The following is a 13404-nucleotide window of genomic DNA, read 5'->3' as shown; positions in this document are numbered from 1 at the left end:
CCACCACTGGCGTGGTCAGTTACAGCTACACCCTGGCCGATAACGAAGCGCACCCAACCGGCAACGGCGCGAACACCCTGCCTGAGCAATTCGCCGTCACCGTGGTCGACGACAACGGCACCACCGCCAATGGCACGCTCGATGTGAACATCGTCGACGACCTGCCCAAAGGCGTGGACGACAGCAATGCCGGCACCGCGTCGGAAACCCTGCTGACGCTGAACGGCAACGTGCTGACCAACGACGTGCAAGGTGCTGACCGGGTGACCGTCGGCGAAAATGCCGGCCCGATCACCCCGGGCACATTCGCCGGGACTTACGGCACTTTGGTGCTGAACGCCAACGGCACCTACACCTACACCCTGAACACCAGCGACGCCGATTTCAAAGCGCTGCACGGCAATGGCAGCGGTACGGAAACCTTCACCTACACCATCACCGACTCCGACGGCGACACCAGCACCGCCAACCTGGTGCTGCAGATCCACAACAACGACGATCCGGTGACCCTCAACGGTCTCGATGTGTACGGTGGCGAGTTGACCGTCTACGAGAAAAACCTCAGCGACGGCACCAGCCCGAACACCCCGGCACTGACCCAGAGCGGCACCTTCACCGTGACCGCGCTCGATGGCCTGCAAACCCTCGATGTCGGCGGCATTCATGTGGTGGCCGGCGGCGTAGCGGCGGGGTTCCCGCAGTCGATTGTCACGGCATTGGGCAACACGCTGACCATCACCGGGTTCGACCCGGTCACCGGCGTGGTCAGCTACAGCTACACCCTGGTGGATAACGAAACCCATCCAACCGCCAACGGTGCCAACAGCATCACCGAAAACTTCAACGTGGTGGTGACAGACACCGACGGCAGCACCGCGAGCAACCAGCTCAACGTCAACATCGTCGATGACCTGCCCAAGGCCAACCCGGATCACACCTCGGTGGCGGAAGGCGCAACAGTCACGGGCAACGTGCTGGATAACGACATCGGCGGCGCCGATGGCCCGGCGGCCAGTGGCGCAGTGATCGGCGTGCGTGCCGGCAGCGACACCTCGACCTCGGCCATCGGTGGCCTGGGTTCGAACATCAATGGCACCTACGGTTACCTGACGCTGGATGCCAATGGCAACGCGACCTATCACAGCAATCCGAACAGCGTCGGCCCAGCGGGCGCAACCGACGTGTTCACTTACACCGTGCGTGATGCTGACGGCGATGAAAGCACCACCACCATCACCATCGACGTCTCGAACAGCTGCATCGTCGCGGCCCGCGACACCGACGTGACGGTCTACGAAAAAGCCCTGGACCTGACCCAGGACGGGCAGGACCTGGCCGCTGGCACCGTCACCGGCAGCGACCCGACCAGCACCGGCGAAACCGCCAAAGGCACGCTGGTGGGTTCGGTCACCGGCGCGGTTGGCGCGATCACCTACACCCTGGTGAGCAGCGCCACGGGCAACTACGGGCAGATCCAGCTCAACCCCAACGGCACGTACACCTACACCCTGACGTCGCCGGCGACGACCACGCCGCACGCGAACGACGGCGCCAATACCCTGACCGAAAGCTTCACCTACCAGGCCACCGATTCGCTGGGCAACAGCACCACCAGCACCATCGTGGTGAGCATCGTCGATGACGTGCCAAAAGCGGTGAACGACACGAACTCTGCGACCGCGACGGAGAACGCGCTGACCCTCACCGGCAACGTCCTGACCAACGACATTCAAGGGGCGGACCACGTTGCGACCGGTCCGAATGCCGGGCCGATCACGCCTGCCACACTGAATGGCACGTACGGCACCCTCGTGCTCAACGCCAATGGCACCTACACCTACACGCTTGACACCAATGATGCCGACTTCAAAAACCTGCACGGCGGCGGCAATGGCACCGAAACCTTCACCTACACCCTTACCGATGCCGACGGCGATACCAGCACCGCCACGCTGGTGCTGAACATCCAGAACGCCAACGATCCAGTGACCCTCAACGGCCTCGACGTCAGTGGCGGCGAACTGACCGTCTACGAGAAAAACCTCAGCGATGGCACCAGCCCCAACACCCCGGCACTGACCCAGAGCGGCACCTTCACCGTGACCGCGCTCGACGGCCTGCAAACCCTCGACGTTGGCGGCATCCATGTGGTGGCCGGTGGCGTGGCGGCGGGCTTTCCGCAAACCCTCGTCACCGCGTTGGGCAACACGCTGACCATCACCGGCTACAACCCGACTACAGGTGTAATCAGCTACAGCTACACCCTGGTGGATAACGAAACCCATCCAACCGCCAACGGCGCCAACAGCCTCACCGAGAACTTCAACGTGGTGGCCACGGACACTGACGGCAGCACCGCGTCGGGTCAGATCAACGTCAACATCGTCGATGACCTGCCTACCGCCGCACCGAATACGGCGAGTGCGGCCGAAGGCGCAACGGTCAATATCAGCGTGCTGGGCAACGACGTATTTGGCGCCGACGGTCCGGCGGTCGATGGCGCGGTGATTGGTGTACGTGCCGGCAGCAACACCTCGACCTCGGCGGTCGGCGGCCTGGGCACCAATATCAATGGCACCTACGGTTACCTGACCCTGGATGCCGCCGGCAACGCCGTGTACCACAGCAACCCGAACTCGGTGGGGCCGGAGGGCGCCACTGACACGTTCACCTACACCATTCGCGATTCCGATGGCGATGAAAGCACCACGACCATCACCATCAACGTCTCCGACACCGGTCTCAAAGCCGTGGTGGATCAGGACGTGACGGTTTACGAAAAAGCCCTCGACCTGAACCAGGACGGTCAGGACCTGGCGCCGGGCACCGTCACCGGCAGCGAACCGGGCAACACCGGGGAAACCGCCACCGGGACGCTGGTCGGCTCGGTCACCGGCGGCAGCGGCGCGCTCACTTACAGCCTGGTCGGCAGCGCCACTGGCACGTACGGGCAAATCCTGCTCAACCCCAACGGCACGTACACCTACACCCTGACGTCGGCACCGAAAACCTCGCCGAACGCCAACGACGGGCCCAACACCCTGAGCGAAAGCTTCACCTACAAAGCCACCGATGCCCTGGGCAACAGCACCACCAGCACGATCGTCGTCAACATTGTCGATGACGTGCCCAAAGCGGTGGCCTCGGATCGCTCGGTGGCCGCGGTGGAAATCGACTCCAACATACTGATCGTGCTCGACATCTCCGGCAGCATGATCGACCCCTCTGGGGTGGGTGGGCTGTCACGGCTGGACCTGGCCAAACAGGCCATCAGCGCCTTGCTCGACAAGTACGACGACCTTGGCGATGTGAAAGTGCAACTCGTCACCTTCAGCAGCAACGCCACTGACCGGACCTCGGTGTGGGTCGACGTGGCGACCGCGAAGACGCTGCTCGCCGGGCTGTCCGCGGGCGGTGGCACCAACTACGACGCTGCCGTGGCCACCATGCAGACGGCGTTCAATACGTCCGGCAAACTCACCGGTGCGCAGAATGTCGGCTACTTCTTCTCCGACGGCAAACCCAACGAAGGCGACATCGGTACTACCGACGAGGCCGCACTCAAAGCCTTCCTCGACGCCAACGGCATCAAGAACTACGCGATCGGCCTGGGCAGTGGCGTGAGCAATGCCAACCTCAATCCGCTGGCCTATGACGGCAGCACCCACACCGACACCAATGCGGTGGTGGTGACCGATCTCACCCAACTCAACTCGGTGCTTTCGGGCACTGTGGCCGGCGCGCCGGTCACGGGTACGTTGCTGGAGAACGGTACGTTCGGCGCCGATGGCGGCTTCATCAAAACCCTCACGGTCGACGGCACCACGTACACCTTCGACCCGAAAGGCAACGCTAACCAGGGGTCGCTGAACTTCAGCGGCGGCGCTAACCACGGCACGTTCAACACGGTGAACAACAGCATCAGCATCGCCACCAACAATGGCGGCACGCTGGTGGTGAACCTCGACACCGGCGAGTACAACTACACTTCGCAAAAAACCACCGCCGTGGTCATCACCGAAAACATCGGCTTCACCGTCAGCGACAACGACGGCGACCTGGCCAGCTCCACGCTGACGGTCAAAGTCATTCCCAACGCGGCGCCGGTGGCAGTCGATGACCACATCATCACCAACGTGCTGTCGGGCAACATCGTGGTGCCGGGCGAGCTGTTGCTGGCCAACGACACCGATGCCGACAAGGATCCGCTGACCGCATCGCCGACCAACTTCACCACCGGCTGGGTGGCCAAGGGCGCGGACTTCACCGGCAGCGGTGCGATCAATTTCAAAGGCACCAATGACACCTTGGCCAACCAGGCCCTGGCAGACGTGCGTAGTTCTTTTGCGGCCAACACCGCCGCGATGACGGCACTGCTGGTGGTCAGCGGGTATCTGGGCCAGGTGGCTGCCAACAACGCCAATGATGAAGACCTCATCACCGTGAAGCTGAAAGCGGGTGAAACCCTCAATCTGGATCACAATCTGGCGGGCGGACACATCACCATGGAGTATTCGCTCAATGGTGGCGCCTTCACGACCATCGCGGACGGCGGGACGATCACTGCCTCGTCGGATGGGACCTATCAGATCCACATCACCAACATTGATAACAACAGTGGCAGCAACCCCAAAGGCGCAGAGAACTACCAGTTGACCATGACCGTCAACTACGCCGGCGCCCACGACATCGCACCGGACGCCCACGGCACCTACACCGCCAGCGACAACCATGGCGGCAGCGACACCGCGGGCGTGACCATCACCTACCAGGACGGCCACACCCTCACCGGCACTGCGGGCGATGACACATTGATAGCCGGCACCGGCAACAACATCATCAATGCCGGCGACGGCAACGATGTACTCACCGCCGGTTCCGGCAACAACGAACTGCACGGCGGCGCCGGTAATGACTTGCTGTTCAGCGGCACCGGTAACGATCTGCTCGACGGCGGCACCGGCATCGACACCGTGAGCTACGCCCACGCCACCGCCGGGGTCACCGTCGACCTGAGCCTGCTCACCCCGCAAAACACCGGAGGCGCCGGCACCGACACCCTCACCGGGATCGAAAACCTGGTCGGCTCCAACTTCAACGACAGCCTCACCGGCGACAACAGCAGCAACGTCATCAATGGTGGTCTGGGCGATGACATCCTCAACGGTGGCGGTGGTGACGACTTCCTGATCGGCGGCCTGGGCAACAACACCCTCACCGGCGGGGCAGGGGCCGACACCTTCCAGTGGCTCAAAGGCAACAGCGGCCACGACGTCGTCACCGACTTCACTCCTGGCACCGACAAACTCGATTTGTCGCAACTGCTGCAAGGTGAAAACGGCACGTCGGCGTCGCTGGATGACTACCTGCACTTCAAAGTCACCGGCAGTGGCGCCTCGCTGGTCACCAGCATCGACGTCAGCGCCATGGCCGGTGCCACGCCGAACCAGACCATCGACCTGGCCGGCGTCAACCTCGCCAGCCACTATGGCGTCACGCCGGGGGCGGGTGGTGTGGTGGCGGGCGGGCACGATACGGCGACCATCATCAATGGCATGTTGAATGACCATTCGTTGAAGGTGGACACCGTGTGACCTGAAGGCTGAAACGACAAAACCCGCCATTCCTGGGTCAGGAATGGCGGGTTTTTTGTTGTCTGTGAGAAAGCAATCGCGAGCAACCACCACAAACCTCTACTACCAACCCGGTCATTGTGGCGAGGGGGCGGAGAGTTAGCCGTGCGGATCGACGTTATCGAGCATCCGGTTCACCGCCAACTCACCCAGCATGACCGAGTGTTGAATCCCCAGCAGCGTGTGGCGCTGCGGGCCATTCAACTGTCCCGCGAAATCACTCAACATCACACTCGCTGACGCCAACGTCTCACAGGCATTCACCAGCAGGGTTTCGTTATCGGTGTCGGGCCTGACGAAGTAGATCGTGCTGGGTTTGCGCGGGGTGTCTTTGGGAATGACCGGTTTGAGGTAGTAGTCGAGGGCGCGGTCGGCGGCGGAGTTGAGCTTTTTGGAATCGGTGGATTCGTAGGGGGAAACGTCGTCGGTTTCGGTTTCTGGTGGGGTGGGTGGGATTTTGAACATGGTGAAGCGCCTATACCTGATGGAGCCACCAGAACCTGTCGCTAAACAAGTAAGGATGGCGGCTGTTCGCAGGTTAGCGAACCGAGAGGTATAAGACCCGGCAGACCCGAGGGTCTCCCGCGCACAGCCGCCATATCGAAACTGCAGACGTTCGCCTGCAGTAAGACTGAAGTGTTGCGCTTATACCTGGTCGGGTCGCTAAACCCGATCGCTGATTGGCAGCGATGCGGAAACGATAAAGATCAGGGTCAAAGCACACAAGCCGGCGGATTCTGACGTAGCCATAGGCTACGGCGCAAGGATGCGTAGCCGGAGTGAGTGTCTGGAAGTGTTTTTTTAAACATCGCTGTTTATTCCGCATCGGATGTCGGCAGTAAGACGAGCGGTCGAACCCTTCACATCGGCTCCGGCGGCCCAATCAACCGTCCCATCACCCCAAACAACCCCAGTTCCCGAATCACCTCCAACTCCCCCTGCGTCTCGACCATCTCCGCAATCAACGGCAGATCAATGCTGTTGGTCGCGCGGAAAATCGCATCGATAAACAGCCGCTTGTCAGGCTGCACATCAATGCGGCGGATGTACGCGCCATCGATTTTCAGATACGCCAACCCGAGCTGCGTGAGGTTGCCGATCTGGCTGAAGCTGCCACCAAAGTGCTGCAAGCCGAGGCCATAACCGGTATCGAGCAGGCTATGGCTCAGGCGCTGCAGTTCTTCGGGCGGCGGCAACTGGCGTTCGTCGATTTCCAGGGTCAGCAGCGGTGCCAGTTCCGGCAGCGAATCAAGCAAGTCGATGATGTGTCGCAGCGGCACCGGGTCGCGCAGGGTGCTGCCGGACAGGCTCAACGCCAGGGGCCAGCGGTTGACGACGAGGTAGTCGAGGGTCGCTTCGAGCATCGCCAGGTCAAACCGCGCTGACCAGCCGAGGCGCTCGATCCACGGCAGGAAATGCCCGGCGGCAATGGCTTCGCCGTTGGGGTCGAGCAGGCGCGCAAGGACTTTGTGATGCAGCACCTGGCTGGTGTCGGCGCATTGCACCACGGGTTGGAAATACAGCTGCAGTTTGCCGTGGGTCAGGGCGTCGTCGATCCAGGCGCGCCAGTCATGTTGGGAGTGGTTGTTCGCGGTGGCAGTGTCGGCCAGATGCACCCACGGCCGCTCGGGATGTTGCCGGGCTTGCGTCAGCGCCTGATCGAGACGCAGCAGCACGTCGCTGGCCGGTTCGCCGGGGTGGTAGGGGACGATGCCCAAATGCGCCACCGGCATGCAATCACTGGCGCCGGTCAGGCGCAGGTTCTCCAACGTTGCACTGATTTCCGAGGCCAGGCGTTCGGCGTCGGCGCCATCCAGGCCCGGCGTCAGCAGGCTGAACTCACCGCCGCGGTTGCGTGCCGCCAGCCAGGTCCGACGTTCCGGCAAATGCGTCAGGCGCTTGAGCAGCTCGCCGACGGCGCTGATCAACGCATCGGTGCGCTGACCACCCAGACGCTGGTTGAGGCCGATCAGGTCGTTGACTCGCAGCATCAGCAAATGGCCGGTGCTGCTCTGTTCGCTGATCAACAGATGATCGGCCAGTTGTTCATCCAGCAAACGGCGATTGGCCAGGCCCGTGAGGCTGTCCTGATAGGACTCGGCCCGCAGTTTTTCACTGCGCGTGGCTTCTTCGGCGAACAGCGCCTTGAGCTTCTCGACCATCTGGTTCATGGCCAGTACCACGCGGCGCAATTCCGGAGTGCGCGGCAGTTTTGGCAGGCTCAGGAACTCGCGTTTGCTGATGGCCTCGGCCTGTTTGACCATTTTGTCGAGCGGGCGCAATTGCCGACGCAACAGCCAACCGCCGAATATCGCGCTGAGCAACCCACAGACCAACAGCCAGAGCAGGCTGCCAAGGGTACTGTCCCAGAGTTTGGCCAGGGCAAATTGCGGATTGCTCAACACTTCGACCCGGGCCACCTGTTCCCAGCCGCGCATGATCAGCGCGTCGCCGCCTTCGGGGCGCAGGTTGACGAGCCTGACGAACCAGCCTGGAACGCCGTCGATTTTTGCGGGGGCGCTGCGTTCCACCAACACCTGTTCGTCGACGATGTTGACGACGCGAATGCTGCGGAAGTAGCCGCTGTCATAAATCGAGCTGACCATCAACTCGATCATGGCCGGGTCGTCGATCTGCGCGGTCAGCGACAGACCCAGTGCGGTGGCGGCGTCCTGGGCATGCGAGCGCAACTGGCCGAGCATCTGTTCGCGGGAGCTTTCCAGACTGACAAAAAAACTGCCGCTGAAGGCCACCAGCAGGAACAGGCAAATGGCGAGAAACAACTGTTTGCGCAGTGACATAAAACGCTCCTTGCTATAACGGCTAGCCGTCGCCCACGGCGAATCCTTCGGCTTGCATCTTTTTCAACACGTCTTGCCAGCGCGACAGCTTTTTTGTGTCGCCGCTGCGTTTGCCGCCGTTGGCACCGGGCAAGTACAGGCCTTCGGCGTTGAAGGCGTACACCGGCAACAGGTCTTTACGCTGGGACGCGGGGCGGATTTCGCCGATCAGGTTATCCAGCACCAGCGGTTCGGCCGTGGGGCTGCTGTAGAAGGTCAACACCATGTGCGCCTGGTTTTGGGCCAGGGCCTTGACGTAGGTGATGCGCAGTTTTTCGCTGGGAACACCGAGGTAGCGCAGGCTGAAATACTTTGCCAGCGCGTAGTCTTCACAGTCGGCGGCGCCCTTGATCAGCGATTCTTCTGGCGTGGCCCAGTAATCGGTCTGATGCCAGATGCGCATGTCATCCTGAAAATTCAGCTGCTGATTGAAGAACTGATTGACCGCATTCAGTTGCTCGCGCTCGGGTTGCTTGAGTTCGCTTTTGAGCATTTGACTCCAGGCCTCGACTCTTCCCTTGGCGGGGCCGAGAGGGCCATAGCGCTTTTCGGCGGTTTGCAGAATCTGCGCAAAGTCCCAGTCGGCAAGGACACTGCCCAACCCTGTCAGTAGAAAACTGGACAACAGCAACCAGCCGCCGAGCCGAAGTCGGAGCGTTGACCATCCTGGACTACGCGGACGACGTGACATGTCTGGCTGCTCGCGTGCAGATGACTGAAGTCTAGGCGGTGTTTTGGGCGAGGATGGACAAATTGTCGGGTGGGTACACGGACCTGCACGGACCTGCTACAGGGATCGAGGTTTTTGCAGGGTTTTTTGCTTGAGGATGTAGATCGTGACGAGCACGGCGCTGGTCAGCATGAAGCCGCGCGCCCACGGCAGGGGCACCAGGTAGCAGGAGAACAGGATGCTTACCCACATCAGCCCGATGGCGTAGACCTTGCCTTTGAGGGGGATGCCGTTGCCGTCGAGGTAGTCGCGAATCCACGGGCCCAGCCATGGATGCTCCACCAGCCACTGATAAAAACGCGGCGAACTGCGGGCGAAGCACGCAGCGGCCAGCAACAGAAAGGGCGTGGTGGGCAAAACCGGCAGGAAAATCCCGATCACCCCCAGCGCTACGCTCAGCCAGCCGATGGCCAGCAGCACGTAACGCAACATCAGGGAGCGGTTGCCTATGGGGTTGTCCATAGGCAAGACCTTAGTGATGACGTGGCTTGAGGATCGCCGGTTTTTCGTCTGGCGCGTTGCACAGCAGGTACAGCGCGGTCAGGGCTTCCGGGATCTGTACGATCATGTCGTCCATCAGGTTGGCATCTTTGGCGATGTCTTCGAACTCTGGCTGTTCGTCGAACAGGCCCGAACCGACCATGATCGGCAGGAGCATTTCGCTGACTTCGTCTTCGGCGGTTTCGAACCAGGCGGCTTCGCGCAGGAACACGCCTTCCATGAAACCGATGCACCAGCCGCGCAGGTCGGAGTCATCCGGATCTTCGCCCAGGTCCAGCTCGCACGGCAGCTCGAACTCTTCATCGGACGCCAGTTGGCGGGCGATGTGAGCCTTGAGGGCCAGCAGGGTGGATTCGATGGCTTCACGCTCGGTGTCGTCGGCATAGTGCGGCTCTTCGGCGAAGAGGGCGTCGATCCATTCGCGGTCCGGTACTTCTTCGGAGCAGATCGACAGCGCAGTGAGGTAGCCGTGGGCGGCCACGTAGTCCAGCGCCTCGTCATGCAGTTCGTCGGCGTCGAGGAAAACTTGCAAACGGGTTAGTTGCTCAGCGAAGGACATTAAAGGGCTACCTTGGGAAATAAACAGATGCGGGAATTCTAGGCCTTCTTGAGCGCTCAGGCCAGCCGCGCGGCATATTTGCAGCCTCAGAACACCGCATTCCCTATAGGAGTGAGCCTGCTCGCGATAACGGTGCCACATTCAACATCAATGTTGACTGACCCACCGACATCGCCGGCAAGCCGGTCTCACTCCCCTACAGGGTTCTTTGTTGCATTGGGTTGATGTGTCTTATCAGCGGTGCCCTGCGCAAGGGAGGGCTCGGGTATACTCGCGCGTTTTGTGATGCCCTGCTGGCGTCGCGGCTGGAATGTGAAGCGTCATGCAACGCGCACTTACGATTTGTCAGTGCAGCGTGCGTGGTTCTGAACCAGCCTTGCAGGGATGTTTTTGTGATTTTTGGAGTTTTTATGCTCGAACAGGCTCAACGCGTCCTCAAGGACATCTTCGGCTACGACAGTTTTCGTGGCCGTCAGGGTGCAATCATTGAGCGCGTGGCCAGTGGTGGCGACGCCCTGGTACTGATGCCTACCGGTGGCGGCAAATCCTTGTGTTTCCAGGTGCCGGCGCTGTTGCGCGAAGGCCTGGCCGTGGTGGTGTCGCCGCTGATCGCACTGATGGACGACCAGGTCGCCACCCTCGAAGAGCTGGGCGTCGCGGCCGCAGCCTTGAACTCGACGCTGAGCGCCGAACAACAGCGCGATCTGGCGGCCCGCATCAAGCGCGGCGAAGTGAAGATGCTCTACCTCGCGCCCGAGCGTCTGGTCCAGCCGCGCATGCTGGCCTTCCTGCAAAGCCTTGAAATCGCCCTGTTCGCCATCGACGAAGCGCACTGCGTGTCGCAATGGGGCCATGACTTCCGTCGCGAATACCTGCAACTGGGGCAGTTGGCGGAGTTATTCCCGAACGTTCCGCGCATCGCCCTGACCGCCACGGCCGACAAGCGTACCCGCGAAGAAATCGTCGAGCGCCTGCATCTGCAAGACGCCGAACGCTTCCTGTCGAGTTTCGACCGCCCAAATATTTTCTACCGCATCGTGCCCAAGGAGCAGCCGCGCAAGCAGTTGCTCGCGTTCCTTGCCGAGCGGCGCAGCGATGCCGGTATTGTTTACTGCCTGTCGCGCAAGAAAGTCGACGAAGTGGCGGTGTTCCTCAGCGAACAAGGCTTCCCGGCGCTGCCGTATCACGCGGGTCTGCCCAACGAAACCCGGGCCCATCACCAGAAGCGCTTCCTTAACGAGGAAGGCCTGATCATGGTTGCCACCGTGGCGTTCGGCATGGGCATCGACAAACCCAACGTGCGCTTTGTCGCTCACCTCGATTTGCCGAAATCCCTTGAGGCCTATTACCAGGAAACCGGTCGCGGTGGCCGTGACGGTCTGCCAGCAGACGCCTGGATGGCCTACGGCCTGCAAGACGTGGTGATGCTCAAGCAAATGTTGCAGAACTCCGAAGGCGACGAGCGCCACAAGCGTCTGGAACAGCACAAGCTCGACGCGATGCTCTCGCTCTGTGAAGAAACCCGCTGCCGTCGCCAGACATTGCTGGCCTACTTCGACGAAGACATGCCCGAGCCGTGCGGCCATTGCGACAACTGTGTCGACGGCGTGCAGACCTGGGACGCCACCGAGCCGGCCCGTCAGGCGCTCTCGGCGATTTACCGCACCGGCCAGCGTTATGGTGTCGGGCATCTGGTCGACGTGTTGCTGGGCAAGGACAACGAAAAAATCCGCAGCATTGGTCATCAGCATCTTTCAGTGTTCGGGGTCGGCAAGGCGATGGGCGAGAGCGAATGGCGCTCCCTGTTCCGACAGCTGGTGGCCCGTGGGCTGGCCGACATCGACCTCGAAGGCTATGGCGGCCTGCGCCTGAGCGACACCTGCCGGCCGCTGCTCAAGGGTGAAGTGACCCTGGAGCTGCGCCGCGACCTCAAGCCGCAAACCACCGCGAAAAGCAGCAAGAGCCAGGCGAGCCAACTGGTGCGTGGCGAAGAGCGCGAGCAGTGGGAGGCGCTCCGTGCCTTGCGGCGCAAACTGGCCGAAGAACATGGCGTGCCACCGTACGTCATCTTCCCCGATTCGACGTTGCTGGAAATGCTCCGCAGCCAGCCGACGTCGCTGGCAGAAATGGCCACGGTCAGTGGTGTCGGTGCACGCAAGCTCGAGCGTTACGGCGAGGCCTTCCTCGAAGTGCTGGGCGGTCAGGTCGAGGCACCGAAAGTCGTGGCCGACGTGCGCCACGAACTGATCACCCTGGCTCGCGCCGGCATGACCCCGGTGCAAATCGCCGGTCAGCTGCAATGCTCGGAAAAGAACGTCTACACCATGCTCGCCGAAGCGATTGGCAAGCAGCAGCTGTCTTTGGAACAAGCGCTGGACTTGCCGGAAGAATTGATGGGCGAAGTCCAGGATGCGTTCCTCGACGGCGAAGGTGAATTGCCAGCGGTTTCTGAGATCGCTGCCCTGTTTGCCGGGCGAGTGCCGGAAGGCGTTTTGTACTGCGTGCGTGCCGCCCTGCAATCGGAGTTTGAGGTTTGAGTGGCCCTGTAGGTTGATGTAACGATTCACTACAGACCAAACCTTGCCTCCAGCCAACGGCCATGCTTAGCTGACTAATAATTAGTTTTAATTAATTTCAGTCTAATCATGAGTGTTTTATGCCGTTAACCGATCAACACCGCTTTGGCATGCAACTGGCCCAGATGTCGCGTGGCTGGCGTGCCGAACTGGACCGCCGTCTCGCCGGGCTGGGATTGTCCCAGGCACGCTGGCTGGTGCTGCTGCACCTGGCCCGTTTCGAGGAAGCCCCGACCCAACGTGAGCTGGCGCAAAGCGTCGGTGTCGAAGGGCCGACGCTGGCCCGTTTGCTCGACAGCCTTGAATCCCAGGGCCTGGTACAGCGCCAAGCTGTTCTGGAAGACCGTCGGGCGAAAAAAATTGTCCTCTGCGCGCCGGCCCGTCCCCTGATCGAACAAATTGAAACCATTGCCACGCAACTGCGCCACGAATTGTTCGCGGGCGTCGATGAGGCGGATCTGAAGGTGTGCATGCGGGTTCACGGGCACATTCTGGCCAACCTGGAAAAATCTTGAGGCATAACCACTCGCCAGACTTTTGAGATACCCCGTTGGGCAGACTATAA

General features: G+C 61.4%; 8 protein-coding genes. 3 read left to right on the top strand and 5 right to left on the bottom strand.

All coding sequences use genetic code 11. The features are described 5' to 3' along the window. On the top strand, positions 1 to 5594 hold a 5594-nt coding region (locus H8F22_RS06210; RefSeq protein ID WP_194939844.1), incomplete at its 5' end, for an Ig-like domain-containing protein. A 138-nt stretch (positions 5595 to 5732) separates the two neighbouring features. On the opposite strand, the gene H8F22_RS06205 is transcribed toward H8F22_RS06210, so the two are convergent. From H8F22_RS06205 to H8F22_RS06185, 5 genes are all read right to left on the bottom strand, one after another. Then, on the bottom strand, positions 5733 to 6098 hold the full coding sequence (locus tag H8F22_RS06205; protein WP_027922281.1) for a DUF6124 family protein: 366 nt from the start codon (positions 6096 to 6098) through the stop codon (positions 5733 to 5735). A gap of 395 nt (positions 6099 to 6493) precedes the next feature. Further along, positions 6494 to 8434 carry a cyclic di-GMP receptor LapD gene (lapD, locus tag H8F22_RS06200; protein ID WP_194939843.1) on the bottom strand — a complete coding sequence of 647 codons (1941 nt, stop codon included), beginning with the start codon at positions 8432 to 8434 and terminating at the stop codon, positions 6494 to 6496. Between the two features lie 22 nt (positions 8435 to 8456). After that, positions 8457 to 9164: a cysteine protease LapG gene (lapG, locus tag H8F22_RS06195; RefSeq protein ID WP_027922283.1), complete on the bottom strand. Its 708-nt coding sequence runs from the start codon at positions 9162 to 9164 to the stop codon at positions 8457 to 8459. Between the two features lie 96 nt (positions 9165 to 9260). Then, entirely contained in the window at positions 9261 to 9665 is a 405-nt protein-coding gene (locus tag H8F22_RS06190; protein ID WP_027922284.1) for a YbaN family protein, read from the bottom strand. A gap of 10 nt (positions 9666 to 9675) precedes the next feature. Next, the gene (locus H8F22_RS06185; RefSeq protein WP_027922285.1) at positions 9676 to 10263 is read right to left on the bottom strand and encodes a UPF0149 family protein; all 588 of its coding nucleotides are present in this window, start codon (positions 10261 to 10263) and stop codon (positions 9676 to 9678) included. Between the two features lie 410 nt (positions 10264 to 10673). Here H8F22_RS06185 and recQ point away from each other — a divergent pair, with 410 nt between their 5' ends. Both recQ and H8F22_RS06175 read left to right on the top strand, forming a co-directional pair. Continuing rightward, positions 10674 to 12800, top strand: coding sequence for a DNA helicase RecQ (gene recQ, locus H8F22_RS06180; RefSeq protein ID WP_027922286.1), 2127 nt, complete (start codon positions 10674 to 10676; stop codon positions 12798 to 12800). A 119-nt stretch (positions 12801 to 12919) separates the two neighbouring features. Next, entirely contained in the window at positions 12920 to 13354 is a 435-nt protein-coding gene (locus tag H8F22_RS06175; RefSeq protein WP_027922287.1) for a MarR family transcriptional regulator, read from the top strand. Positions 13355 to 13404 lie beyond the last annotated feature (50 nt).

This window comes from Pseudomonas mucoides (assembly GCF_015461845.1).
In the GTDB taxonomy this organism is placed as follows: domain Bacteria; phylum Pseudomonadota; class Gammaproteobacteria; order Pseudomonadales; family Pseudomonadaceae; genus Aquipseudomonas; species Aquipseudomonas mucoides.
The sequence above is the reverse complement of the archived record's forward strand: the minus strand, read 5'-3'. Positions and strand labels throughout refer to the sequence as shown.

What these genes read in the sequence shown, in the direction of transcription:
- H8F22_RS06175 (WP_027922287.1), top strand. Translation starts at nt 12,920, where the DNA reads ATGCCGTTAACCGATCAACACCGCTTTGGCATGCAACTGGCCCAGATG.
- lapD (WP_194939843.1), bottom strand. Translation starts at nt 8,434, where the DNA reads ATGTCACTGCGCAAACAGTTGTTTCTCGCCATTTGCCTGTTCCTGCTG.
- H8F22_RS06205 (WP_027922281.1), bottom strand. Translation starts at nt 6,098, where the DNA reads ATGTTCAAAATCCCACCCACCCCACCAGAAACCGAAACCGACGACGTT.
- H8F22_RS06185 (WP_027922285.1), bottom strand. Translation starts at nt 10,263, where the DNA reads ATGTCCTTCGCTGAGCAACTAACCCGTTTGCAAGTTTTCCTCGACGCC.
- recQ (WP_027922286.1), top strand. Translation starts at nt 10,674, where the DNA reads ATGCTCGAACAGGCTCAACGCGTCCTCAAGGACATCTTCGGCTACGAC.
- H8F22_RS06190 (WP_027922284.1), bottom strand. Translation starts at nt 9,665, where the DNA reads ATGGACAACCCCATAGGCAACCGCTCCCTGATGTTGCGTTACGTGCTG.
- lapG (WP_027922283.1), bottom strand. Translation starts at nt 9,164, where the DNA reads ATGTCACGTCGTCCGCGTAGTCCAGGATGGTCAACGCTCCGACTTCGG.